This is a genomic window from Streptomyces sp. NPDC127129 (assembly GCF_042671585.1).
Taxonomy (GTDB): domain Bacteria; phylum Actinomycetota; class Actinomycetes; order Streptomycetales; family Streptomycetaceae; genus Streptomyces.
In genome coordinates this window covers 46,888-71,721 of record NZ_JBHXTV010000019.1, presented here as the reverse complement: position 1 = coordinate 71,721, position 24,834 = coordinate 46,888, and the positions used below count along the sequence as shown (strand labels likewise).

The window sequence follows — 24,834 nt, the reverse complement described above, 5'->3', positions numbered from 1 at the left end:
CGAGTGGTGGTTTCGGTCGGCGGCCCTCGGCCGCCCGGTCGGGTGTGGTTCTCGGGTGTGGTTCTCGGGTGGCTCTCAGGAACGAAGGGGGTTGGTGATGGCGACGTAGACGGACTGGGTGTCGACGGGACCGACGAGCTCGTCGAGGCCGTGCAGCCGGGTGAGGAGGTTGGCCTTGCAGCGCAGCGTCGCGGCCTCCAGAAGCCGGTGCGGCAGCGGGGAGCCGAGGCCGGTGGCGGAGGTGAGGAACTGGCGGAACGCGGCGAGCAGGACGCGTTCGTCGGCGAGGTGCTGGGCGCCGAAGGCCCCGATGAGTCCCAGGACGTTGTTGATGCCGAGGTAGTAGGCGAAGCGCTCGTCGGTGACCTGGTCGGAGACGAAGGTGTCGCTGACCACCCCGATCCCGGGAAGACGGCTCTCCAGCTCGTCGCGGCGTGACTCGCGGAAGTAGTAGCCCTGATTGTCGCGGTAGCGGCCGCCGATGGGCCAGCCGTCGAGGTCGAGGAGCACCAGCGTGTTCTGCTGGTGGGCCTCCAGGGCGACGCCTGCCACGCCGTCGAGCCAGAGGACGGGGCGGATGACCTGGTCGAGGTAGCGCAGGAACCACTCGGCTGCGACGGCCGTCGTGGGCCGGCCTGTGCGGGCTGCCAGGCGGGTCACGATGTCGGCGAGGCGGGAGCGCATCCGCGTGGCGCCGGGCCAGGGTCGCGGGGCGGTGAGGGCGGCGATGCAGACGGCGTCGTCCCCGGCGGCGAAGGGGTTGTGCCGGATCATCACGTCGAGCCCGGGGACGGGTTCGCCGTCCGGGGTGTCGACCGCGAGCCAGGCGGGGTCGCGGACGATGTCGAAGCCCGGGTGGGCGGCCTGCCACTGGTCGACGAGGCCGGTGCGCAGGAGCCGGTGGACCTCGACGCCGCGGTGGAGTTCCTTACGGAGGTTCTCCCGGCGGGAGTTGGTGATGCGTACGCCGAGGGAGAGCTTGAGCATGGTCCGGGCGCCGGGCCGGTGCACGGTGCGGACGGAGGAGGTGGGGTGCCAGGAGGCTCCCGAGGGGCCGAGGTCGTGGAGAAGGCCGGAGGCGAGGAGGGAGGCGACGGCGGGACGGTGCGCCAGTTCGCGCGCCTGCCAGGGGTGCAGGGGCAACGGAACGGTGCCCGGGGGCAGGTCGAGTCCGTCGGCGAGGCCGGTGGCGAGCTGGGCGGCGGTGACGGAGCGGCCCTGTTCGGTCCAGGCGGAGTCGGAACTGAGGACCGAGTGGTCCACGGCCATCCAGTGCAGCGGGAAGGAGCCGTAGAGCTCGGGTGAGTAGAGCCGGGCCTCGGCGTCGGAGAGTCCTTCGCGACTCTTGGAGGTGGGGTGGAGCGGGTGGCCGAGCAGCAGGGACTGCTCGGCGGTGAGGAAGAGGTCGGCTTCGGGGCCGGGGGTCGGGCGGCGCCGACGGTCGGTGATGAAGTCGGCGGTGCGGCGGGCCGAGTCGGCGACGCGGCCGACGAGTTCGGTGCCTTCCGGACGGCCGGTCTCTCGGCTGATCAGTGCGGCGACGGTGACGGCGTCGGCGCGGGGGGCGGTGGGCTGCAGCCCCTCCAGGGCGGGCGGGCCGAAGCGGTGCCATCCGGTGGGCGACCAGTAGAGGACGGGAACGAGGAGGGCGGTGCCGCTGGCTTCGAGAGGGATGCGAAGGGTGCTGGAGCCCGGGGCGGGCAGGTTGTTCTCCCGCACCCAGCAGCGCAGCAGGTTCTCGATGGTCGCCGCGTCGGCGGCGCGCAGCGGGTCCGGGTCGTCGAGAGGGTCGTCGAGCGGGTCGTGGCGGAGGTCGGCGCCACCCGCGACCGTGGCCGAGGTCGAGGGCTGGGGGTCGTACGGGCCGGAGTGCTGGCGCGGGACGGTGGCCTGCTCGACGGGGCTCTGCTCGACGGTGAGCGGGCCGCGGGCGGCGCTGCCGGTGTCGGACGCTTCGGAGGCGTGGCTGGCGTTCACGGAGGGGGCTTCCTTGTGAGGGTGTCCGGGATCGGTCCGGGTCAGTGGGACGGCCCGGTCGGTGCGGCCCGGCCGGTGGTTCCGGTGGTTCCGGTGGTTCCTGTGGCGTTCCCGAGGTGGGCGGTGTGCGGGCGCGGGCGGTGAGCGCGTTCGGCGGCGGCCAGAGCGTCGGCGAAGCGGTCGAGGACGGCCTCGGCCTGCTCGTCGGTGAGGGTGAGCGGGGGCAGGAGGCGGACGACACCCGAATGACGGCCGCCGAGTTCGACGATGAGACCTCGGTGCAGGCACTCCTGCTGGACGGCCACGGCGAGTGCCTGGTCGACCGGAGGGGCGCCGGCGTCGTCGCCAGGGCTGTCCGGGTCCACGAGCTCGACGCCGATCATGAGCCCCCGGCCCCGTACGTCGCCGATGCAGGGGTGGGCGGCGGCGAGGCCCTGGAGGCGGCCGAGCATCCGGGCGCCCAGGGTGGCGGCTCGGTCGGCGAGCCGGTTCTCCCGTACGTACGCGAGGGTGGCGGTGCCGGCGGCCATGGCGAGCTGGTTTCCGCGGAACGTGCCCGCGTGTGCGCCGGGCTCCCAGGCGTCGAGTTCCGCCCGGTAGACGATGACCGCGAGTGGGAGGGAACCGCCGATGGCCTTGGAGAGGACCATGACGTCGGGGACGATGCCGCTGTGTTCGACGGCCCAGAAGGCACCGGTGCGCCCGACGCCCGTCTGGACCTCGTCGGCGATGAGCGGGATGGACCGGGCTGCGGTGATCTCCCGCATGCGACGCATCCAGTCGTCGGGGGCAGGGATGACACCGCCCTCCCCCTGCACCGGTTCGAGGATCATCGCGGCCGGATGCGTGACCCCGCTCTTGGGATCGTCGATGAGGTTCTCGGTCCAGCGCGCGGCCAGCTCGGCGCCGCGATCGCCGCCGACGCCGAAGGGGCAGCGGTAGTTCTGCGGGTAGGGCAGCCGGGCGACCCGTACGTCCGTCGCTCCCCCCGAGGCGTCCAGGGCCCCGGCCGTCATGCCGTGGTAGGCACCGGTGAAACTCAGCAGCCCGCTGCGGCCGGTGGCCGTGCGGACGAGTTTGAGGGCGGCCTCGACCGCGTCCGTACCGGCCGGTCCGCAGAACTGGATGCGCGCGTCGTCGGCGAGTCCGGCAGGCAGCGTGGCGAACAGCTCGGTGGTGAAGGCGTCCTTGACCGGGGTGGCGAGGTCGAGGACATGCAGCGGGGCCCCGGAGTCGAGCACCTTCTTGATGGCTTCGAGGACCACCGGGTGGTTGTGCCCGAGCGCCAGGGTCCCGGCGCCGGAGAGGCAGTCCAGATAGCGCCGGCCGTCGGCGCCCTCGATCGTGAGTCCTCTGGCCCGCACGGGAACGATCGGCAGCGAGCGCGCGTAGGTGCGCGCCGCCGATTCGCGCAACGACTGGCGGCGCAGGATGCCTTCGAGAGCGCCCGCCTCTCCGGTCCTCCGTCCTCCCTGGTGCGCCTGCGCGGCCGGCGGTACGGCCGGAGCTGGTTCGGTCACGGCCACGGCTCGGTGTCCTCCCGCTGTAACAGTTGCGTTGCACATCGGTACGTTGCTCCGCCCGGCGAAGGGCAGCCCTGAACGCCTCCTCTGTGTCCCCCGTACGTACCAACGACGGGAACTGCCAAGGATCACGGTCAAATCTCAAGATCCTTGGCGTGGTGCGGATCACGGCCCGGCAACGACCGCACGAGGCCCGGAACCGTGGACCTGCCCGGTACCGTCCCCTCCGGCACCGGCATAGTGGGGGCCGCACTTCGGCGCCGGTCACGGCGCCACCACTGTTCACTCATGCACAAGTTGACGTAGTCCCAGGGGGATCACGAGATGCGATCGATTCGTCCGCTGCTGGCCGCGGCAGCCGCCGTCGCGGCGTTGACGCTGACGGCGACGGCCTGCGGCCCGACCGAGGAGAACGCGGGCGACAAGCCCAGCGCTCCCGCGAGCCCGTCCACCGGCGACAAGATCACGATTCCGGACGACCTCAAGGACCGGCTCAAGGAGCACGGGATCGATCTGGACAAGTGGAGGAACGGCGAGTGGAAGAACTGGGACCGCGACAAGTGGCTGCGTGAGGCGAAGGACTACGTCAACCCGATCATCGAGGACCTCTGGGACCCGGACCGGATGCGGGACGCGCAGCGGCCCGACAAGCCGGTCGAGGAGGAGGACATCTCGGGTGACGCGGGCGTGACCGACCCGACCCCCGCGCCGGTCAGGGCGAAGGGTGTCCCGGCGGCGTACCACTCCAACGCCCCCGAGGCGGGCAAGGTGTTCTTCGACGGCCCCGAGGGGTCGATGGTCTGCTCGGCCACCGTCGTGAAGGACCCGGCCAACCCCGGCAAGTCCAACATGGTCTGGACGGCGGGCCACTGCGTGCACGCCGGCAAGAAGGGCGGCTGGTACCGCAACATCGCCTTCGTGCCCTCGTACAACGACAAGGCCCTGCCGACCGCGCAGCTGGAGAACGCGACCCGCGAGCAGGTCGCGCCGTACGGCGTGTGGTGGGGCGACTGGGCGCAGACCTCCGAGCAGTGGATCTCCGAGGGTGCGGCGACCGGTGGTCAGGGTGCTCCGTACGACTTCGCGGTGATCCATGTGACGCCGGAGAAGGGCGCTACGGGCAAGTCGCTGGAGGAGACGGTCGGTTCGGCGCTTCCGGTGGAGTTCAACGCTCCCGCGGTGTCGAAGATCGCGAACATGCAGGCGACCGGCTACCCGGCGGGCCCGCCGTTCGACGGCCAGAAGATGTACCAGTGCAAGGACAAGCCGGGCCGTCTCTCGGTGAAGGCCGATCAGCCGACGATGTACCGCATCGGCTGCACCATGACCGGTGGGTCGTCCGGCGGCGGCTGGGTGGCCGCGGGCAAGGACGGTCAGCCGGCTCTGGTGTCCAACACCTCGATCGGCCCGGTGACGGCAGGCTGGCTGGCCGGCCCGCGCCTGGGCGCCGAGGCAAAGGGCATCTACGACGAGGTCAGCAAGAAGTACGCCGGCCGCTAGACAGCCGGTGTCCGAGGGGCGGGACCCTGCGGGGTTCCGCCCCTGCCTACGGGCATACTCTGCACCGCAAGTGACGCGTCCATGGCAACGCGACCGGCATCCGGTCCACGGCATCGCCCGGACGCGGGAAACATCAACTGGGGGAATCTCACACTCATGCGTTCCGCACGACTCATACCGACGTTCGCCGCGCTGGCATCGGCGCTCGCGCTGACCGCCACCGCCTGCGGCCCGACCGAGACACCGGCGGCCGACAAGCCCGCGGCGGAGACGAGCGCCCCCGCCACCGAAGGCGGCGACGCCGCCGCGCTTCCGCAGGATCTCGCCGACAAGCTGAAGAAGCACGGCGTCGACCCGGACAAGTGGAAGAACGGCGAGTGGAAGAACTGGAACAAGGAGACGTGGCTCCGTGAGGCCGAGGACTTCGTCAACCCGGTGATCGAGGGGCTCTGGGACTCCCAGCGGATGCAGACCGCCAAGAGCCCGGACCCGACGGTGACCACGGCGGCCGGCTCCGCGGGCAGCGACCCCACGCCACGGCCCGTCCAGGCCCAGCGGGAGAAGACTCCGTACCACCGCAACGCGGCACCCGTCGGCAAGATCTTCTTCGACTCGCCCCAGGGCCACATGGTCTGCTCGGGCACGATCGTGAAGGACCCGCGCCGGCCCGGGAAGTCCAACATGGTGTGGACCGCGGGCCACTGCGTCCACGCGGGCCAGCGGGGCGGCTGGTACCGCAACATCACCTTCGTCCCGGCCTACAACGACCTCGGCAAGTCGCCGTCCGCGCTGCGCAACGCGAAGCCGCACGAGGAGGCGCCCTACGGCCAGTACTGGGCCGACTGGGCGGTGACCTCCGGCGAATGGATCCAGCGTGGTGGGACGAACGCCGCCTGGCCGTACGACTACGCCGTGCTGCACGTGAAGCCGGCCCAGGGCAGGAAGTCCCTGGAGGAGACCGTCGGCGCCGCGCTGCCGGTCGACTTCTCGGCGCCGACCGCGGCGCAGGCCGGAACGATGGGCGCCTGGGGCTACCCCGCCGCGCCGCCGTACAACGGTCTGATCATGCACAAGTGCCTGGACCGGGCGACGCGGTACACCACCGCACCGGCCACACCGACCATGTACCGCATCGGCTGCACCATGACCGGTGGTTCGTCCGGCGGCGGCTGGTTCCGTGCGCTGCCGAACGGGACGACCGCGCTGGTGTCGAACACCTCGATCGGCCCGGCCGGCCGAAACGGCTGGCTGGCGGGCCCTCAGCTCGGCCGGGGTGCCAAGAACGCGCACGAGATGGTGAGCAAGAAGTTCGCCCGCTGACCTCACGGCGTACACCGTGCGGAAGGCCCCGCCCCCTCGTCGGGGGCGGGGCCTTCCGTCTGTCGCGTGAGCGAACCGAACCGGTCAGTGAGCGGCCGGAACGTACGGCGTCAGGAACGCCGCCAGCTCCTCGTGCACCCGCGCCTTGAGCAGCGTGCCCTCGGGCGTGTGCTCCTCGGAGAGCAGCTCGCCCTCGGCGTGCACCCGGGAGACGAGCCCGCCTTCCGTGTACGGCACGAGTGCCTCGATCTCGACCTGCGGCCGCGGCAGTTCGGCGTCGATGAGCGCGAGCAGCTCCTCGATGCCCTCGCCCGTGCGGGCGGAGACCGCGATCGCGTGCCGCTCGACCCGCAGCAGCCGCTGCAGGACGAGGGGGTCGGCCGCGTCCGCCTTGTTGACGACCACGACCTCCGGCACGTTCACCGCGCCGACGTCGCGGAACACCTCGCGTACGGCCGCGAGCTGCTCCTCCGGAGCCGGGTGCGAGCCGTCCACCACGTGCAGGATCAGGTCGGAGTCCCCGACCTCCTCCATCGTGGAGCGGAACGCCTCGACGAGGTGGTGCGGCAGGTGCCGTACGAACCCGACGGTGTCGGCCAGGGTGTACACCCGGCCGCTCGGTGTCTCGGCCCGGCGCACGGTCGGGTCGAGGGTGGCGAACAGCGCGTTCTCCACCAGCACACCCGCGCCGGTCAGCCGGTTGAGCAGGGAGGACTTGCCTGCGTTGGTGTAGCCGGCGATGGCGACCGAGGGCACCTTGTGACGGCGGCGTTCCTGCCGCTTGATGTCACGGCCGGTCTTCATCTCCGCGATCTCCCGGCGCATCTTCGCCATCTTCTCGCGGATCCGACGACGGTCGGTCTCGATCTTGGTCTCACCGGGACCACGGGTGGCCATGCCGCCACCGCCGCCGCCACCCATCTGACGGGAGAGCGACTGACCCCAGCCTCGCAGTCGCGGCAGCATGTACTGCATCTGCGCGAGCGCGACCTGCGCCTTGCCCTCTCGGGACTTGGCGTGCTGGGCGAAGATGTCGAGGATCAGTGCGGTCCGGTCGACCACCTTCACCTTGACGACGTCTTCGAGGGCGATGAGCTGGCCGGGGCTGAGTTCGCCGTCACAGACGACGGTGTCGGCGCCGGACTCCAGCACGATGTCCCGCAGCTCACGGGCCTTGCCGGAGCCGATGAAGGTCGCCGGGTCCGGCTTGTCACGGCGCTGGATCACGCCGTCGAGCACCAGGGCACCCGCCGTCTCGGCGAGGGCCGCGAGCTCTGCGAGGGAGTTCTCCGCGTCCTGCACGGTCCCCGAGGTCCATACGCCGACCAGCACCACGCGCTCCAGGCGCAGCTGCCGGTACTCGACCTCGGTGACGTCCTCGAGCTCGGTGGAGAGGCCCGCCACGCGCCGCAGGGCCGCGCGCTCGGAGCGGTCGAACTGATCGCCGTCCCGCTCTCCGTCGATCTCGTGGCTCCAGGCGACGTCCTCTTCCATCAGGGCATCGGCCCGAAGGCTCTCGGTGCGGTTCGTGTCCGCGAAGCTCTGCTCGTCCTGGGAAGGGGATGAAGAGGAGGTCATTTGATCCTTACGTCGATGGAAAGTCGTTGCGTCGATCACAACGTGTGACGGCACGGAAAGATTCCCGGGCCGGCCGCGTCGTCGACCTGACGATGGTGACACGGTCGGCCCGGGCCCGTCATCCGGGTTTCACCCGGCCTTCGCCGCGCCGCGTGCCTCGCCCGCCGAGCGCGAGCGCCAGTCCGGGTGGCCGGGCATCGGCGGGGTCTTCTCTGCGTACAGCCAGCCGGCGAAGAAGGACGTGAGGTCACGACCGGCGACCTCGGAGGCCAGCGCGGTGAAGTCGGCGGTGGTGGCCGTGGCGTCCTGGTGCTCGCTCACCCAGCGACGCTCCAGATCCTGGAAGGCCTCGCTACCGATCTCCTCGCGCAGGGCGTAGAGGACGAGGGCGCTCCCGTCGTACACGACGGGCCGGAAGAGGCTGATCTTCTGGCCGGGCGTGGGCGGCGCGGGTGCGGCGGGCGGTCCGCCGTCCGCGCGCCAGGCGTCGGAGGCGGCGTAGGCGGCCTTCATGCGCCGTTCCATGGACTGCCCGGCGGTCTCCTCGGCGTACAGCGCCTCGTACCAGCTGGCGTGCCCCTCGTTGAGCCAGAGGTCGGACCAGGTGCGGGGCGAGACGCTGTTGCCGAACCACTGGTGGGCCAGCTCGTGGACCATGATCGAGTCGACGTACCACTCCGGGAACCCGGGCTCGGTGAAGAGCCTTCGCTCGAAGAGGGAGAGGGTCTGGGTCTCCAGCTCGAAGCCGGTGGCCGCGTCGGCGACGAGCAGTCCGTAGGTCTCGAAGGGGTAGCGGCCGACCTGGCTCTCCATCCACTCCATGTGGGCGGGGGTGCGCTTGAGCCAGGGCTCCAGGAGGTCCCGGTCGGCCGTGCGGACGACGTCCCGCAGCGGCAGTTCGTGCGGGCCCGCCCGGTGGACGACGGTCGTGCGGCCGATGGAGACCTGCGCGAGTTCGGTGGCCATGGGGTGGGCCGTGCGGTACGTCCAGGTCGTGTGGGAACCGTCGGTGGTCCGGCCCGCCGGAAGGCCGTTGGCGACGGCCGTGAGCGTGCTCGGTGCGGTGATCCGGAAGGTGAAGAAGGCCTTGTCGGCGGGGTGGTCGTTGGAGGGGAAGACCCGGTGGGCGGCGTCGGCCTGGTTGGCCATGGCGAGGCCGTCGCCGGTGCGGATCCAGCCGCCGGCGTCGGCGGGGCCGGTGGGGTCGCTGGTGTGGGTGACGGCGATGGTCATCTCGTCGCCGCTCTCCGTCGCCGTGACGGGGGTGATCACCAGGTCCTCGCCGCTGGACTGGAAGGTCGCAGGCGCCCCGTCGACGGTGACGGACTCGACCGTCCCGTGCGTGAAGTCCAGGTTGATGCGCTCCAGGTCGTCCGTGGCCAGGGCCTCGATCCGGGTCACCCCGGCGAGCGGTTCGGTGTTCTTCCCCGGATACGTGAGGGAGATGTCGTACGAGAGGACGTCGTAGCCGGGGTTGCCGAGGTGGGGGAAGAGCGGGTCTCCGATGCCGAGCGGCGTCGGCGCGGGGAGGGCGGCGGCGACGAGCCCGGCCGATGCGGCGACGAGGACGGCGGCGCGCGTCCACCGCGCGCGTGGGGAGGGGTTTCGGGGTGTGAGCGGCATGGGCTACGGCTACCAGTGCCGCCACCGCTCCCCCGGACGGCGCGCTCACCCGCCACCCGAAGGGGTCACCCCCGTGCCGACATCACCCTGTCTCGATGTCACTCCGCACCGAAGGGGCCTGTCCCCCTCGCGCCGACGTCACTCGTCGTGCGTGGCGGGGTGGCGGGCGCGGCTCACGTCGTACACACCCCCGACGTCACGCATGGCCCTCATCAGGGCGGGCAGTCCGGCCGCGTCCGGGAGTTGCAGGGTGTACGTGTGCCGGACGCGCTGTTCGCTCGGGGGCTCGACGGTCGCCGAGACGACGGCGACGCCCTCGCCGGCGATGGCCTCGGTGAGGTCCGCGAGGAGACGGGGTCTGCCGAAGGCCTCGGCGACGAGCGTGACGCGGCACTCGGCGGTGTCGCCCCAGCGGACGGTGACGGGGGCCCGGCCCAGGCGTCTCATCGAGCCGACGGAGGCGCAGCCGATGCGGTGCACGGTGACGGAGCCGCCCCGCACCTGGAAGCCGGTGATCGCGTCGGGGGGTACGGGGGTGCAGCAGCCCGCCGGGCGTACGGCGCCGGCCGGCGCGCCGGGAAGGTCGGCGTGGAGCTTGGCGCCCGAGCGCCGGTCGGCCGTGACGGAGACCGGTGGCCTCGGGTCGGCCTCGGGCGCCCGGACGGCTTCCGGGTGGGCCTGGAGCCAGGCGGTGATCGCGATCCGCGCGGCGGGTGTACGGGCGTGCTCGAGCCACTCGGGGGACGGCCCCGAGCCGGTGTCCTGGGTGAGGAGCAGCTGGACGGTGTCGCCGTCGTTCAGGACCGTGCTGAGCGTCGCCAGGCTGCCGTTGACGCGCGCTCCCAGGCAGCCGTGGGCGGCGGCTCCGTGCTGGGCGTACGCGGCGTCGACGCAGCTCGCCCCGGCGGGCAGGCCGAGTGTGCCGCCGTCGGCGCGGAAGACGGTGATCTCCTGGTCCTCGGCGAGGTCGGCGCGCAGCGAGGTCCAGAAGGTGTCGGGGTCGGGGGTGGACTGCTGCCAGTCGAGGAGCCGGGAGAGCCAGCCGGGCCGGGTGGGGTCGGCGCGCTCGCCGTCGTCGGCGGGTTCGGTGCCGTCACCGCCCGCCGGGGGTGTGTACGGATTGCCCAGCGCGACGACGCCGGCCTCGGCGACCTTGTGCATCTGGTGCGTACGGATGAGGACTTCGGCGACGGCCCCGTCGGGGGCGGCGACGGCGGTGTGCAGCGACTGGTACAGGTTGAACTTGGGGGCCGCGATGAAGTCCTTGAACTCGGAGATCACCGGGGTGAAACAGGTGTGGAGTTCGCCGAGGACGGCGTAACAGTCGGCGTCCTCGGTAACCAGCACGAGGAGCCGTCCGAAGTCGCTTCCCCTCAGCTCGCCGCGCTTGAGGCGGACGCGGTGCACGGAGACGAAGTGCCGCGGTCGGACGAGGACTTCGGCGCCGATGTCCGCCTCGCGCAGGGCCGCGGCGACGCTGTCGGCGATGGTGGCGAGGGCGTCGCCGGCGCCGGTGTTCCCGGCGATGAGCGCGCGGGTGTTCTCGTACTCCTCGGGGTGGAGGATGGCGAAGACGAGGTCCTCCAGCTCGGTCTTCAGCGCCTGGACGCCGAGCCGTTCGGCGAGCGGGATCAGGACGTCACGGGTCACCTTGGCGATCCGGACCTGCTTCTCGGGGCGCATCACGCCGAGGGTGCGCATGTTGTGGAGCCGGTCGGCGAGTTTGATCGACATGACGCGGACGTCGTTGCCGGTGGCGACGAGCATCTTGCGGAAGGTCTCGGGTTCGGCGGCGGCGCCGTAGTCGACCTTCTCCAGTTTGGTGACGCCGTCGACGAGATAGGCGACCTCGGCGCCGAACTGCTCCCGTACCTGATCGAGTGTCACCTCCGTGTCCTCCACCGTGTCGTGGAGCAGCGCGGCGGTCAACGTCGTGGTCTCCGCACCCAGTTCGGCGAGGATCAGGGTGACCGCGAGCGGATGGGTGATGTACGGCTCACCGCTCTTGCGGAACTGTCCGCGGTGCGAGGACTCGGCCAGGACGTACGCGCGGCGCAGCACGGCCAGGTCGGCGTCGGGGTGGTGGGCCCGATGGGCCTCCGCCACATGACCGATGGCGTCCGGGAGCCGGCCCCTGGTGGTGGCACCGACCAGGGCCGCACGGCCCAGCCGGCGGAGGTCGAGCCTCGCGCGCGCCGCGCGGCCGCGGCTGCGGCTGGGAGCGTCGGGACCCACGGCCTCCGCTGCGCTCACAGGGTTGGTGGCCTCTGCACTCATGGGGCACCTCCGGCGACGTCGACCGGCGGTGGACGGGCAAGGCGTGCCCGCGGGGCCGGTGCTTGATGCTACCGACCCCACCACGTGGCGCAGTGCCGCTCTCGCTCAGCGTGAAACGGATCACCCATTCGAGCGAAGGATCAGTCGTTGACTGTTTCGAATGTGTCCGTCGGGTGCGTTTGGTGCTTACCGATGTCGAGGCTCAGTGGTCGGCGAGCCAGGCCGGGTCGATCGTGCCTTCGGCGACGATGACGGCCGGACCGGTCATCTCCACCTCGCCGTCGGGGTGCTCGGTGATGGTCAGCGTCCCGCCCAGGACGTCCACGGTGTACGCGACGGGCTCGCCGCTCACAGCGGGGTCGACGCCGTCCCGGCGGGCGGCGGCCACGGCGACGGCGCAGGCGCCCGTGCCGCAGGAGCGGGTCTCGGCGGCACCGCGCTCGTGGACGCGCATGGCCACGTGGCGCGTGCCCCGGTCGGCGACGAACTCGATGTTCACCCCGTCGGGGAAGACCTCGGCCGGCGCGTACGGGGGCTCGGTGAACAGGTTGCCCGCGTGGTCGAGGGACTCGACGAACGCCACGGCGTGCGGATTGCCCATGTTCACGTTGCGGGCGGGCCAGCTGCGGCCGTCGACCGTGACGGTGACGCCTTCCTCGGGGAGCCGGGCGCGACCCATGGAGACGGTGACGGAGCCGTCCTTGTCCAGGTGGGTGCGCTTGACCCCGCTGCGGGTGGCGATGGCGACCTCGCCGGCCGTGACGTGCCCGGCGTGCTCCAGATAGCGGGCGAAGACCCGGACGCCGTTGCCGCACATCTCGGCGACCGAGCCGTCCGCGTTGCGGTAGTCCATGAACCACTCGGCCTCGTCGGCCATGGCACGGGCCTCGGGGTGGGCCGCGCTGCGGACCACGCGCAGCACACCGTCGCCGCCGATTCCGGCCCGGCGGTCGCAGATCCGCGCGACGGCGGCGGCCGGAAGGTCGATGGCGTTGCCGGCGTCCGGGATGATCACGAAGTCGTTCTCGGTCCCGTGGCCCTTGAGGAACGCGATGGCTGAGGTCTGTGTGCTGGTCACGGGATCAACTGTACGGGTCGGGTCGGACAGCCGCCCGAAGATCCACCCCTCGGGCGAGGTGGCCTCAGCGGAGGCGGGCGACGCGCCAGACGGCCAGGGCCACCAGAAGCGCGCTGAAGAACACGTACAGGGCGATCACGCGCCAGTTCGGCCGCTCGCCGGAGCCGCGGGCGGGGAGCCCCGGCCAGGCGGAGCCGACCCTGCGGGCGGCCATCATTCCCCAGCCGGCCGCGCAGGAGCTGATCAGCAGACCGAGCATGGCGACGACGGCACCGCCGTCGCCGGAGCCGAAGGCGAGGGGGAAGGCGAACATCAGCGAGCCGAGGGCGGCGAGGCCCACGATGGGCGCGAGCTGCCAGATCCGGAGACGCCGTTGCGGCCGGAGCTCGACCTCGACCTCGTCGGGGTCGACCTCGACGGACGTGCCTTCGGCGTCGTCCGGACCGTCCGGGCTCAAACCGGGCGCGTCACCCGGAGCTTCGTCCGTGACCGCTTCGTGCTGTTCTCTGTCGCGAGGGCCGGCCTCCATCGCCACGCGCCCTCCCACTCGGACTCCACTTGGTCGATCGATGCTCGATGATGGCACGCCAGAGAGCCCTGGAATGACGGGCATGGCGTCCCGATGCCATCACGTGATCAGGCTGTGACCGCTCGTTCGACCAACGTCAGCGCCTCTCGCGGGAGTTCCCCGCGGTCCTCCGCAGCTCCGCTCAGCCAGTGGACCCGCGGGTCGCGCCGGAACCACGAGTCCTGGCGGCGGGCGAAGCGCTTGGTGGCGCGTACGGTCTCCGCGCGCGCCTCGTCCTCCGTGCACTCCCCCGCGAGCGCCGCGAGCACCTGCTGGTACCCGAGCGCGCGGGCGGCCGTACGCCCCTCCCGCAGTCCCTGCGCCTCCAGGGTGCGCACCTCGTCCACGAGTCCGTCCTCCCACATCCGGTCCACGCGCGTGGTGATGCGGGCGTCGAGCTCGGGGCGGGCCACGTCGACGCCGATCTGGACCGTGTCGTATACCGAGTCCGGGCCGGGCAGGTTGGCCGTGAAGCGCTTGCCGGTGATCTCGATGACCTCCAGGGCCCGGACGATGCGGCGGCCGTTGCTGGGCAGGATCGCGCGGGCGGCCTCGGGGTCGGCCTCGGCGAGGCGGGCGTGCAGGACGCCGGAGCCCCGCTCCTCCAGCTCGGCCTCCAGGCGGGCACGGAGGGCCGGATCGGTGCCGGGGAATTCGAGCGCGTCGATGGCGCCGCGTACGTACAGTCCGGAGCCGCCGACCAGGACGGGGGTGCGGTCCTGGGCGAGCAGCCGGTCGATCTCGGCGCGCGCGAGGCGCTGGTACTCGGCGACGCTGGCGGCCACCGTCACGTCCCAGATGTCGAGGAGGTGGTGCGGGATGCCGCCGCGCTCTTCGAGCGTCAGCTTGGCGGTACCGATGTCCATCCCCCGATAGAGCTGCATCGAGTCGGCGTTGACGACCTCGCCGCCCAGTTGCTGGGCGAGGAATACGCCCAGATCGGACTTTCCGGCCGCTGTGGGGCCGACGACGGCGATGACCCGCGGGGCGGGAGCTGCACTTCTCACCGTCACAGTCTCGCAAACCTCCCGACCGGTCCCCGAACGAGCGACGTGACGGCCCGCAACCGGGTTCGTTGCCAGTTGCGAGGTTCCGACCGCCGGTTTCCGTACCGGCTGCACCGGGTGGCGCAACAGGGCGCCCCGGGCGCCGCGGGGCTTTTCCCACACGAGTACGCTATGGAGTGGAAATGGGCGTTTTTGCAATGTTTCGGCGGAAGGGCAAGGAAGCTGCCGAGGCGTCGACGGAGGAGGCCCAGGCTGTCGTCGTGACGGACACGCCGGAGGAGGCGGAGGCCGGAGCGCCGAGCGACGAGGCCACCGGGGCCGGGACGAAGGACGGTGCCGAGGCGGGCTCGACCGCCCCGTCCGCCGACGTGTCGGAGGCGGGCGACGGGGAAGCCGTGACGGAGGTCGCCGAGGTCGTCGAGGCCGTGGAGATTCCGAAGCAGCAGTCGGCGGAGGAGGCCGCGGACAACGAGGCCGGAGAAGGCGCCCGGAAGTAGAGGCACCTGGCGACAGGGCCTGGCAGACGCACTCACCGGAGGGAAGGTGACCCATGGGTCTCCTGGATTCACTCAAGGCCAAGCTCGCCCCGGCGAAGGACAAGGTCTCGGACCTCGCGCAGCAGCATGAGGCCAAGATCGACCACGGCCTGGAGCGGGCCGCGAAGGTGGTCGACGAGAAGACCAAGGGCAAGTACAGCACCAAGATCGAATCGGGCACGGGCAAGGCCAAGGACGCCCTGGGGCGGATCGCCCACAAGGACGACGGCGGCACCACCGGTCCGGGCACGGTTCCGGGCGACGGCCAGGGCCCCACCCCGCCGACGCCGCCCACCACCCCGCCGGCCGCCTGACGACTCCACGTCTGGCGTCAGCGCCCGGCTCCCACGGCCGGCGTCACCCGACGGTCCCTCCCGCACGGCGGACGGCCGCGGAGCACGATGCTCCGCGGCCGTCCGCCGTTCTGCGCCGCCGCGGCGAGCACGGCAGCACCATGACCTACGACCAGGCCGCGACGAAATAGCCGACGCCGTACGGAGCGTCCTCGTACAGCAGCCTGCCGTCGAGGTCGGCGCCCTCGGCGGCGCCCGCGAGGACCTGCCAGGGGGCCCGGCCGGCCGCCTTCAGCTCGTACGCCAGGTTCTCGTCCAGGGCGAGGAGAGCGTCCACGTCCGCCGTGCCCAGGGCGTTCGCGGCCGCGGCGTCGAAGGCGGCGGCGCGCTCGTCCAGGTAGCCGGGCGCCTTGAGGGTCCGGCAGGCGCTGCCGTCCCCCATCACGAGCAGCGCCACGCGGTCGGCCGCGGCGGCCAGCTGACGGCCGGTCGAGGCGCAGCGCTCGGCCTCGAGCGGCTCCCCGACGCCCAGACCTTCGACGGGCGCGTCGGCCCAGTCGGCGCGCTGCAGCAGCCACGCGGCGACGGCGAGGGAGACGGGCAGCGGACGCTCCGCCGCGGGCCCGGCCCCGAGCCGTACGGAGAGGTCGACTCCGAAGCCCGCGAAGCTGCCGGTCGAACCGGCGGGGAAGGTTCCGCGGGCCCCCTCGTCGGCGGGACCGACGACGTAGAGCCGGTCGGGCCGGGACGCGGCGAGCAGCCCGAGGGCGTCCGCGCAGGCCGTCCGGGCTCCATCGAGCTCACCGGCGGCCCCGGCGGCCACGTCGGGCACGAGCAGGGGAGGGCAGGGACAGACGGCTGCGGCGACAAGCATGATCCGCAGCCTACTGCGGCGGCCTCCGTCACAGAGGCGGGACGCTGTCCTGCGGTTCCGGCGTCGGCGGCTCGGGGTCGACTGCGGTGTCGCTGTCGGCCGAATCGTGGACGAGTTCGGCGATGGTCAGCGTGATCAGCGTCTCCGACATCAGCCCTCTGACGATCAGCAGACAGCCGTCACCGCTGGGATACCGGTACACCTCACGCGACTTCTCCTTCCACGGCTGGTAGAAGGTGAGCGAGGCGGCGCGCATCGCCTCCCGCGCGTCCTCCCGCGACCCGGTGACTCTCCGCACCACCTCGCTGCGGTACGTGTCCCCGTTGCTGCCGCGCTGCGCGACGATGACCCACTTTCCCATCACGGCCCCCCGTCGTGGATATGTCGTCTGTCGGTGTCAGTGGCTTCCGCAGGCGGGTGCCGCGGCCGCGGGCAGCGGCTCCGGCACACCGATCTTCGGAAGTCCGAGCAGGACGCCCGCGGGCTTCGCGGCGGCCTCGGTGGTGCGCTTCTCCCAGGCGTCGCCGGCGCGGGTGCGGCGGACGGCGGTCGTCGGGCCCTCGGCGAGGAGGTGGTGCGGGGCGGCGTAGGTGATCTCGACGGTCACCACGTCACCCGGGCGGACCTCCTCGTCCGGCTTCGTGAAGTGGACGAGCCGGTTGTCGGGGGCGCGGCCGGAGAGGCGGTGGGTGGTGCCGTCCTTGCGGCCCTCGCCCTCGGCGACCATGACCTCCAGCGTCCGGCCGACCTGCTTCTTGTTCTCCTCCCAGGAGATCTCCTCCTGGAGCGCGACGAGGCGCTCGTAGCGCGCCTGCACGACCTCCTTCGGGATCTGCCCGTCCATCTCGGCCGCGGGCGTCCCCGGCCGCTTGGAGTACTGGAAGGTGAAGGCGTTGGCGAAGCGGGCCTCGCGGACCGTGTGCATCGTCTGCTCGAAGTCCTCCTCGGTCTCGCCGGGGAAGCCCACGATGATGTCGGTGGAGATGGCGGCGTGCGGGATGGCGGCGCGCACCTTCTCGATGATGCCGAGGAAACGCTCCTGCCGGTAGGAGCGGCGCATGGCCCTGAGGACCGTGTCCGAACCGGACTGCAGCGGCATGTGGAGCTGCGGCATCACGTTCGGGGTCTCGGCCATCGCGGCGATGACGTCGTCCGTGAAGTCGCGGGGGTGCGGCGAGGTGAAGCGGACCCGCTCCAGGCCCTCGATCTCGCCGCAGGCGCGCAGCAGCTTGGAGAAGGCCTCGCGGTCGCCCAGGTCGGACCCGTACGCATTGACGTTCTGGCCGAGGAGGGTGATCTCCGAGACGCCCTCGGCCACCAGGGCCTCGATCTCGGCGAGGATGTCGCCGGGACGGCGGTCCTCCTCCTTGCCGCGCAGCGCCGGGACGATGCAGAAGGTGCAGGTGTTGTTGCAGCCGACGGAGATCGAGACCCAGGCGGCGTACGCGGACTCACGGCGGGTCGGCAGCGTGGAGGGGAAGGCCTCCAGCGACTCCGCGATCTCGATCTGAGCCTCTTCCTGGATGCGGGCGCGCTCCAGGAGGACCGGCAGCTTGCCGATGTTGTGCGTGCCGAAGACGACGTCGACCCAGGGGGCCTTCTTGACGATGGTGTCGCGGTCCTTCTGGGCGAGACAGCCGCCGACGGCGATCTGCATGCCCGGGCGCGTGGTCTTCCTGGGGGCGAGGCGGCCGAGGTTGCCGTAGAGCTTGTTGTCGGCGTTCTCACGGACCGCGCAGGTGTTGAAGACGACGACGTCGGCGTCGCCGTCCGAGCCCTCGGGGGCGCGGACGTAGCCGGCGTCTTCCAGCAGACCGGAGAGCCGCTCGGAGTCGTGGACGTTCATCTGGCACCCGTAGGTGCGCACTTCGTAGGTTCGCTGGACGTCCACTGCCTGGCTCCGGTCGCTGCTGGTCATGGAACAAGGGTATGCGGTGCCGGGGATTGCCCCGGCCCTCGCTGCCCCTACGACGGCACGGCGACGCTCCCGGCGGCGTCGAGGGCCTCCGTGAGCTGGGCGGCGAGGGTGCCCGCGTCGGGGCGCAGGGAGCCGTCGAAGGCGGCCGAGCCGATGGTGAAGGCGTCGGCTCCGGCGGCTGCCAGGGCTCGTATGCGCTCCCTGCCGGTGATGCCGCCGGCCACGACCAGGCGCCCGGTGGTGGCCGCCCGGGCGGCGCGGACGAGGTCGAGCGGGTCCGCTTTGGTCGCCCGGTAGGCGAGGAGGTCGACGCCCGCGCAGCCGGCGGCCTCGGCCCGGCGGCAGTCCTGGGCGACCCGCTCGGGGCCACCCGCGAGGAGGGTGGGGTGGCCCACCGGTTCACCCGCGAAGGGGAGGTACTCGATGGTGGTGCCGGCGAGGAGGGTCAGCGTCTCCTCGATCCAGGTGCCGCCCATGAGCCGGTCGACGCCGAGGTCGATGGCGTGCCGGACCGAGGTGAGGGCCTCGTCGCGGGTGGTGCTGACCACCTCGAGGTAGCTGGTGGCCCCGGTGTCCTTGATCTGCCGGTGGAGCCGGTCGAGGGTGGCCGCGTCGACCCCGACGTCCTTGAAGCCGAGGTGGCCGATGCCGAGGCCCCGGACGGTGTCGAGGACGTCGAGGCAGTCGGTGACGGTCCTGTCCTCACGGGTGAGCATGAAGATGAAGTCCACGGGTGTCCTCCGGCTCGGATGCGGGTGGTGGGGCCAGCTCGTCCGCGTGGTGCAGGGCGGTGAGCAGGCTGGTGTGGTCGGCGGTGCCCCGACCGGCGAGGTCGAAGGCCGTGCCGTGGTCGACGCTGGTCCGCACGAAGGGCAGGCCGATGGTGATGTTGACGCCGTGCTCCAGGCCCAGGTACTTGACCGGTATGAGCCCCTGGTCGTGGTACTGCGCCACGACCACGTCGAACTCGCCCGCGCGGGCGCGCATGAAGACCGTGTCGGCGGGCCAGGGGCCGCTGGCGTCGATGCCCTCCCGGCGAGCGGCCCGCACGGCCGGTTCGATGATGTCGAGGTCCTCGCGGCCGAAGAGCCCGTTCTCGCCGGCGTGGGGGTTGAGGGCGGCGACGGCGATACGGGGGCGCTCGTCCTTCCCGCGGCTGGACAGGAGCGTGCGGTGGGTGAGCCGGATGATCTCCAGCTCACGGGCGGTGGTGAGGGAGTCGAGTGCCGTGCGCAGTGACTGGTGGACGGTGACCAGGACGACCCGCAGCTCGTCGTTGGCCATCATCATGGCGTAGTCGCGGGTGCCCGAGAGCTCGGCGAGGATCTCGGTGTGGCCCGGGTAGGGCAGCCCCGCCAGCCCGAGCGCCTCCTTGTTGATCGGTGCGGTGGTCAGCGCCCGGATCTCGCCCTGGAGGGCGAGCTCGACGCCTCGGCGTACGTAGTGGAACGAGGCGGCTCCGGCGCGGGCGTCCACCGTGCCGAGCGGCAGGTCCGCGGGGAGCGCCCCTACGGGGAGCACGTCCATGACCCCGGGGCGGTGGACCGCTTCCGCGACGGTGGAGATCGGACGCGGGGTCAGCCCGGTGCCGGTGACGCGGCAGGCCCGGGCGAGGGTGTCCGGGTCGCCGATGACGACGACCGGAGGGCGGCGCCGGGGGTCGGCGTACGCCTTGACGGTGATCTCGGGACCGATGCCGCAGGGGTCGCCCATGGTGAGGGCGATGGGTCGCGTCATGAGACCGGCCCCCCTTTCACGAGGAGGCGGCGGAGGCGGTCGAGCGTGCCGTCGTCGCCGAATCCTCCCGCCTTGATGAGGACGGGGATGCGGGGCGGGCCGGGCAGTACGCCCCGCGCCACCCCCGGTTCCGGTTCGTCGACCAGGTCGATGCCGGCGGCACCGAGGGCTTCCAGAACGGTCGCCGCTGTCTCTCCGCCGGTCAGCACGAGTCCGTCGACCAGCCCTTCCGCCACCGAGGCGCCCACGACGGCGGCGAGGTGGCCCGTCAGCGCTTCGGAGTCCGCACGGCGGGCGTCGGGGGTGTGGACGGCGAGCACGGGCGCGGCGGATCGACGCAGGGCCTCGACGGCCACGGCCGGGTCGTCGCCGGCATCGGCCACGCCCACGTCTCCGCGCGTACGCAACCGGTCCAGCTGGCGGCGGGAGGCCGGGTGCGCGCTGCCGACCACCACCAACGGGCGCCGGGATGCGGGGAGTTCGACCGCGGGGACCGAGGGGGTACGGGAGTGGCGGGCGGCCAGCGCCGTGGCGAGGCCCGGGGAGCCGACCCAGAGGACGTCGTGCGGTCGGGGCACGGAGGAGACCAGAAGGCCGAGGTCGGCGTCGGTGGCCGCCGAGCAGACCAACACTCCACCCGCGTCGATCAGCTCCGGCAGCTTCCCGAACTGCTCCGGTTCGATCAGTTCCGCTTCGGGCAGCAGGAGGCTCAGGTCCGCGGTGCGGACCGGGTGCGTCGGGTCGTGCGCGAATTCCGTCGCGTGCACCGGAATGCCCTGCACGTACTGGACTCCCCCGACCGTCGTCCGGCCTTCGGCGGGGAACGCCGGTGCGACGACGACGGCTTGGCGGCCCGATCCGGAGTGGGCGGCGCGGGTCTCGGCCGCCAGATGGCCCCGGAGCGTGGAGTCGACGGTCTTGATCAGCAGGTCGGCACCCGCGAACGCGCCCGCGGCCCGCCAGGTCACGGCCACGGCCGTCGCCTCGTCGAGCGTGCGGCTGCCGAGGTCGACGGCGACGACTCCCTCACGAGCCGCGCCGAGCACGCCCTCTCGCGGCAACAGCACGTGAGCCCGATGCCCCGTCCCGCGGAACGGCGCCGCGCCGTCGCCGGCGCTCGTGAGGTCGTCCGCGAGGACCGCGATGCTCGTCACGGGGTCTGCCGGGGGTTCCCGCCTCATGCCTCGTCCTCCTTCGAGTCGTGCCGCTGTCGCCCGGTGCGACGGCCACTCCCCCGCACGGCCCCTCGCCGGCGTGACGTGATCGCCACTGACGTCAACCCTGGCGCCCGGAAAGCCGCTGGACAAGCGATTCCTTCTCACTCCACCTGTGAGTAGATTTCACACATGCGCTGGCCGGACCTTCCCCCGTTGAACTCGCTGCTCCCCTTCGAGGCGACGGTGCGGCACGCGAGCATGACCCGGGCCGCCGAGGAGCTCCACGTGACCCACGGCGCGGTCAGCCGTCAGATCCAGAACCTGGAGAAGTCCCTGGGTGTCACGCTCTTCGAGCGTGGGACCCGTTCCCTGCGGCCGACCCCTCAGGCCCGCCGCCTCGCGGCAGCCGTACGTGACGCGCTCGACCAGGTCGACACCGCGTCCCGCGAGGTGGCACGACGTGAGCGCGGGGGTCCGCTCGCGCTGTCCTGCGAGCCGACGCTCCTGATGCGCTGGCTCATTCCCCGGCTGCCGGACCTCGCGAGCCAGGTGCCGGGCCTCACGGTGCATCTGTCGGCGGGCGGCGGACCCGTCTCGTTCGACCGGGACCCCGTCGACGTCGCTCTCCGGCGCGACGACTTTCCCGTACCGGCGGACGTGTGCCGCTCCCCCCTCTTCCTGGAGCGGATCGGTCCGGTCTGCAGCCCGGACCTGGCCGAGCGGCTCCGCGACGGGCACGGCGTCGCGGCGGCGGCGGGGGTCACGGGGGTGACGATCCTGCACGCGAGCACACGCCCGGGAGCCTGGGCCGACTGGCAGCGCCTCACGCGTCGACGCGTCGAACCCGACGGCGAGCAGACCTTCGAGCACTTCTACCTGGCGCTCCAGGCGGCCGTCGCCGGCGTCGGCATGGCCATCGGCCCGTACGCGCTCGTCCACGACGACCTCGTGCGCGGCCAGCTGGTGGCGCCCTTCGGTCTGGTCGAGGACGGCACGGGATACCAGCTGCTCAGCCCGCAGCCACCCGAGCGGGACGAGCGCATCGCCGCGCTGCTCGCATGGCTGCGCGCCCAGGCGACCGGTCTCTGACGACGAGACCCCGTGCGGACGGGCACGGGCACGAGCACGCGCGCGTGACGGCCGGCGGACGGCGGCTCGGATGCCCGGCCTGGCCAGAGCGGGGAGGGAACTGGCAGGATCGCGCCATGCTCGCCTCGCTCTCCCGTGTCGTCCGTCGCCGCCTGCTCCAGGTGTCGGCGGCGCTTCTGGTGGTGTGCGGGCTGCTGGTGTGGTGGCTGGTTCCTTTCGGTCCCTCGGATCCGAGTGGCCGGGTCACCTTCAGTACGGGCGTTCCCACCGGCGTCTACCAGCGGTACGGCGAGCTGCTGCGGCAGGCCCTCGCCACCGACCTGCCGGATGTCTCGATAGCGCTCAAGGACAGCGAGGGCTCCCAGCAGAACCTCGCGCGTCTGGCCTCGGGCGAGGCGGACTTCACCATCGCGACGGCCGACGCCGTGGCCCAGTACCAGCGCGACCGGAAGCCCGGGTTCGACAGCCTCCGGGGCTCCGCGCGCCTCTACGACGACTACGTCCAGCTCGTCGTCCCCAAGGAGTCGCCCGTCCGGTCCGTCCCCGATCTGCGCGGGCTCCGTGTCGGCGTCGGCCAGGAGGGGTCCGGTGTCCGGCTGATCGCGGATCGGGTCCTCGCGGCGGGCGGACTCGCCCCCGACACCGACATCAAGCCGGTCTCGGCCGGCATCGACACCATGCCGGGCCTCCTGGAGAGCGGGAGACTCGACGCGTTCTTCTGGTCGGGCGGTCTGCCCACACAGGCCGTCCAGGCGCTGTCCGAGCGCATGCCGGTGCGGCTGGTCTCGCTGGACGCGACCCTGGTGGACACGCTGCACGACGCGGGCGAGTCGACCCGCCACTACCGCTCCGCGGTCATTCCCGCGGACGCCTACAAGCGGGCTCAGGACGGGCAGCCGGTGGAGACGGTGGCCGTGGCCAACCTGCTCGTGACGACGGACACGGCTGATCCGGCACTGGTGGAGGGTTTGACCCGTACGGTGATCAGAAGCCGGGACCGGATCGGCGGCAAGGTCCACCCCGCCCAGCTGGTGGACCTGCGCACCGCGATCTACACCGAACCGCTCTCCCTGCACGAGGGCGCACGCCGCTACTACCGCTCGGTGAAGCCGTAGCGCAGCCACGGCGTGCCGCCGCTCAGTGCGGCCGCAGCCGCCGCGTACCGCCACTCAGGCCGGCCGCAGCCACCGCCTACCGCCACTCAGCGCGGGCCACAGCCACCGCGTACCGCCACTCAGGCCGGCCGCACCCCACATACCGCCACTCGGCACGGCCACAACCCCGCGTACCGCCGCTCAGTGCGACCGCAACCCCGCGTCCCACCCCGCCCGAGCCCCTCAGCCCGCCTCCGGGCCTTCAGGAGCTGTGCGGACCCCTCAGCGCCCCTGCGGCCCCGTCCTCGGCACCGTGACCGTCACACGCAGCCCGTGCGGCTCGTTCGGCGCGTAGGCCATCGAACCGCCGCCCGCCCCGAGCAGGACGTGGGCGATTGACAGACCGAGGCCCGAGCCCTTGATGTTCTGGTGGCGGTTGCTGCGCCAGAAGCGGTCGCCGACCCGGTCGAGCTCCTCCGGAGTGAGCCCGGGGCCCGCATCCGCCACGACGACCGTGCAGGTGTCGCCCTCGGACGCCACGGCGACCGTGACCTCCTCCCCCTCCGGGGTGAACTTCAGCGCGTTGTCGATCACCGCGTCGAGCGCGCTGGAGAGCGCGACCGGGTCCGCCCAGGCCGTCACCGCGCGCCGCTCGCCCCCGAGCCGTACGCCCTTCTCCTCGGCGAGCGGGCGCCACGCGGCGACCCGCTCGGCGGCGAGCTCGCCGATGTCGGTGAGCCGCAGGTCGGCGGCGGCGTGCTCGGCGAGCGCGAGGCCCAGCAGATCGTCGAGGACCTGGGCGAGCCGCTTGCCCTCGGTGCGGACGGAGGCGATCTCCTCGTTGCCCTCGGGGAGTTCCAGGGCGAGCAGCTCGATGCGGAGCAGCAGCGCCGAGAGCGGGTTGCGCAGCTGGTGCGAGGCGTCGGCGACGAAGGCCCGCTGCTGTTCGAGGACGTCTTCGACGTTGTCGGCCATCTCGTTGAACGCGCGGGCCAGACGGCGCAGTTCGGGCGGTCCGCCGGCCTCGGCGACCCGGGACTTCATCCGGCCGGTGGCGATGTCGTGGGTGGCCGCGTCCAGGACGCGGACGGGCCGCAGCACCCAGCCGGTGAGCCGGAAGGCGGCGCCGACGGCGAGCAGCATCGCGGCCGACTCCCCGGCCACGATGATCAGCCAGCCCGTCAGGATGCGCGAACGCAGCTGTCCGGTGGGCGAGTCGGTCACCACGACGGCGACGACGTCCCCGTCCCGTACGACCGGAGAGGCGATCGTCAGGCGGGCGTCCGGCTGCCACGGCCACACCTGCGGCGGGTCGTGGCTGCGGCGCCCGAGCAGGGCCTCGTTGAAGGCGCGGCGGCCCTCACCCTCGTACGGGACGACCCAGTCCGGGGGCGCGGCCGCCATGGCCCGGTTGTCGCGGTAGAAGATGCCGGTCCTGATGCCGTACACGTCGTGGTAGCTGGCGAGTTCACCCCTGAGGGTGGTGCGGCGCTCGTCGACCGTCGGCTCGGACTCGCTGACGAACTGGGCGAGCGCCGCGAACCGCGCCGCGTCGTCGAGCCGGTCGACGACGACGCGCTGCTGCTCGGCCGCGGCGAGGCTCGCGGCGAGCGGGAAGCCGAGGGCAAGCAGCACCCCGGCCATCAGGACGAGGAGGAGCGGAAGAAGGCGCGTGCGCACGTGGG

The 24,834-nt window shown here is 72.3% G+C and carries 21 protein-coding genes; 6 read left to right on the top strand and 15 right to left on the bottom strand.

All coding sequences use genetic code 11. The annotated features are described in order from the left end of the window. Positions 1 to 75: 75 nt before the first annotated feature. Both ACFVGW_RS30580 and ACFVGW_RS30575 read right to left on the bottom strand, forming a co-directional pair. A complete protein-coding gene (locus tag ACFVGW_RS30580) occupies positions 76 to 1,977 on the bottom strand; it encodes an IucA/IucC family protein (RefSeq protein ID WP_385854214.1) in 1,902 nt (633 codons plus the stop codon). 41 nt (positions 1,978 to 2,018) lie between these two features. Continuing rightward, on the bottom strand, positions 2,019 to 3,503 hold the full coding sequence (locus ACFVGW_RS30575; RefSeq protein ID WP_385854213.1) for a diaminobutyrate--2-oxoglutarate transaminase family protein: 1,485 nt from the start codon (positions 3,501 to 3,503) through the stop codon (positions 2,019 to 2,021). A 321-nt stretch (positions 3,504 to 3,824) separates the two neighbouring features. Here ACFVGW_RS30575 and ACFVGW_RS30570 point away from each other — a divergent pair, with 321 nt between their 5' ends. Together ACFVGW_RS30570 and ACFVGW_RS30565 are read left to right on the top strand one after the other, a co-directional pair. Beyond that, positions 3,825 to 5,000, top strand: a complete 1,176-nt coding sequence (locus ACFVGW_RS30570) for a trypsin-like serine peptidase (RefSeq protein WP_385854212.1) — start codon at positions 3,825 to 3,827, stop codon at positions 4,998 to 5,000. A gap of 156 nt (positions 5,001 to 5,156) precedes the next feature. Next, positions 5,157 to 6,320: a trypsin-like serine peptidase gene (locus ACFVGW_RS30565; protein WP_385854211.1), complete on the top strand. Its 1,164-nt coding sequence runs from the start codon at positions 5,157 to 5,159 to the stop codon at positions 6,318 to 6,320. Between the two features lie 84 nt (positions 6,321 to 6,404). On the opposite strand, the gene hflX is transcribed toward ACFVGW_RS30565, so the two are convergent. The 6 genes from hflX to miaA form a co-directional block, all read right to left on the bottom strand. Further along, positions 6,405 to 7,898, bottom strand: coding sequence for a GTPase HflX (gene hflX, locus ACFVGW_RS30560; protein WP_383228575.1), 1,494 nt, complete (start codon positions 7,896 to 7,898; stop codon positions 6,405 to 6,407). 129 nt (positions 7,899 to 8,027) lie between these two features. Then, complete coding sequence (locus ACFVGW_RS30555; RefSeq protein ID WP_385854210.1) at positions 8,028 to 9,521, bottom strand: M1 family metallopeptidase; 1,494 nt, start codon at positions 9,519 to 9,521, stop codon at positions 8,028 to 8,030. A 138-nt stretch (positions 9,522 to 9,659) separates the two neighbouring features. Beyond that, the gene (locus ACFVGW_RS30550; protein ID WP_385854209.1) at positions 9,660 to 11,798 is read right to left on the bottom strand and encodes a RelA/SpoT family protein; all 2,139 of its coding nucleotides are present in this window, start codon (positions 11,796 to 11,798) and stop codon (positions 9,660 to 9,662) included. Positions 11,799 to 12,000: 202 nt separating this feature from the next. Next, the gene (gene dapF / locus ACFVGW_RS30545; RefSeq protein ID WP_385854208.1) at positions 12,001 to 12,876 is read right to left on the bottom strand and encodes a diaminopimelate epimerase; all 876 of its coding nucleotides are present in this window, start codon (positions 12,874 to 12,876) and stop codon (positions 12,001 to 12,003) included. Positions 12,877 to 12,940: 64 nt separating this feature from the next. Continuing rightward, on the bottom strand, positions 12,941 to 13,405 hold the full coding sequence (locus ACFVGW_RS30540) for a hypothetical protein (RefSeq protein ID WP_383228591.1): 465 nt from the start codon (positions 13,403 to 13,405) through the stop codon (positions 12,941 to 12,943). A 107-nt stretch (positions 13,406 to 13,512) separates the two neighbouring features. Continuing rightward, on the bottom strand, positions 13,513 to 14,451 hold the full coding sequence (gene miaA / locus ACFVGW_RS30535; RefSeq protein ID WP_385854207.1) for a tRNA (adenosine(37)-N6)-dimethylallyltransferase MiaA: 939 nt from the start codon (positions 14,449 to 14,451) through the stop codon (positions 13,513 to 13,515). Between the two features lie 260 nt (positions 14,452 to 14,711). Between miaA and ACFVGW_RS30530 the strand changes: the two genes are divergently transcribed. Both ACFVGW_RS30530 and ACFVGW_RS30525 read left to right on the top strand, forming a co-directional pair. Continuing rightward, on the top strand, positions 14,712 to 14,948 hold the full coding sequence (locus ACFVGW_RS30530) for a gliding motility protein (RefSeq protein ID WP_385854206.1): 237 nt from the start codon (positions 14,712 to 14,714) through the stop codon (positions 14,946 to 14,948). A 53-nt stretch (positions 14,949 to 15,001) separates the two neighbouring features. After that, entirely contained in the window at positions 15,002 to 15,301 is a 300-nt protein-coding gene (locus ACFVGW_RS30525) for an antitoxin (RefSeq protein WP_385854205.1), read from the top strand. 145 nt (positions 15,302 to 15,446) lie between these two features. Here the strand turns inward: ACFVGW_RS30525 and ACFVGW_RS30520 are convergent, their stop codons facing one another. The 6 genes from ACFVGW_RS30520 to ACFVGW_RS30495 are packed head-to-tail and all read right to left on the bottom strand — an operon-like array spanning position 15,447 to position 20,990. Continuing rightward, the gene (locus ACFVGW_RS30520; protein ID WP_385854204.1) at positions 15,447 to 16,154 is read right to left on the bottom strand and encodes a class III extradiol dioxygenase subunit B-like domain-containing protein; all 708 of its coding nucleotides are present in this window, start codon (positions 16,152 to 16,154) and stop codon (positions 15,447 to 15,449) included. Between the two features lie 28 nt (positions 16,155 to 16,182). Continuing rightward, entirely contained in the window at positions 16,183 to 16,515 is a 333-nt protein-coding gene (locus ACFVGW_RS30515; protein ID WP_385854203.1) for a hypothetical protein, read from the bottom strand. 36 nt (positions 16,516 to 16,551) lie between these two features. Then, positions 16,552 to 18,072 (bottom strand): tRNA (N6-isopentenyl adenosine(37)-C2)-methylthiotransferase MiaB, encoded by a 1,521-nt coding sequence (gene miaB, locus ACFVGW_RS30510; RefSeq protein ID WP_385854202.1) that lies wholly within the window; start codon positions 18,070 to 18,072, stop codon positions 16,552 to 16,554. A gap of 47 nt (positions 18,073 to 18,119) precedes the next feature. After that, a complete protein-coding gene (locus tag ACFVGW_RS30505) occupies positions 18,120 to 18,803 on the bottom strand; it encodes a HisA/HisF-related TIM barrel protein (RefSeq protein WP_385854201.1) in 684 nt (227 codons plus the stop codon). After that, positions 18,775 to 19,809, bottom strand: a complete 1,035-nt coding sequence (pdxA, locus tag ACFVGW_RS30500; RefSeq protein ID WP_385854200.1) for a 4-hydroxythreonine-4-phosphate dehydrogenase PdxA — start codon at positions 19,807 to 19,809, stop codon at positions 18,775 to 18,777. Before pdxA ends, ACFVGW_RS30505 begins: the two co-directional genes overlap by 29 nt. Then, positions 19,806 to 20,990, bottom strand: a complete 1,185-nt coding sequence (locus ACFVGW_RS30495) for a four-carbon acid sugar kinase family protein (protein WP_385854199.1) — start codon at positions 20,988 to 20,990, stop codon at positions 19,806 to 19,808. Before ACFVGW_RS30495 ends, pdxA begins: the two co-directional genes overlap by 4 nt. 165 nt (positions 20,991 to 21,155) lie before the next feature. Between ACFVGW_RS30495 and ACFVGW_RS30490 the strand changes: the two genes are divergently transcribed. Together ACFVGW_RS30490 and ACFVGW_RS30485 are read left to right on the top strand one after the other, a co-directional pair. Further along, entirely contained in the window at positions 21,156 to 22,055 is a 900-nt protein-coding gene (locus tag ACFVGW_RS30490; RefSeq protein WP_385854198.1) for a LysR substrate-binding domain-containing protein, read from the top strand. Positions 22,056 to 22,171: 116 nt separating this feature from the next. After that, positions 22,172 to 23,170, top strand: coding sequence for a TAXI family TRAP transporter solute-binding subunit (locus ACFVGW_RS30485; RefSeq protein WP_385854197.1), 999 nt, complete (start codon positions 22,172 to 22,174; stop codon positions 23,168 to 23,170). Positions 23,171 to 23,431: 261 nt separating this feature from the next. Here the strand turns inward: ACFVGW_RS30485 and ACFVGW_RS30480 are convergent, their stop codons facing one another. Next, on the bottom strand, positions 23,432 to 24,829 hold the full coding sequence (locus tag ACFVGW_RS30480) for a sensor histidine kinase (protein ID WP_385854196.1): 1,398 nt from the start codon (positions 24,827 to 24,829) through the stop codon (positions 23,432 to 23,434). Positions 24,830 to 24,834: the final 5 nt, after the last annotated feature.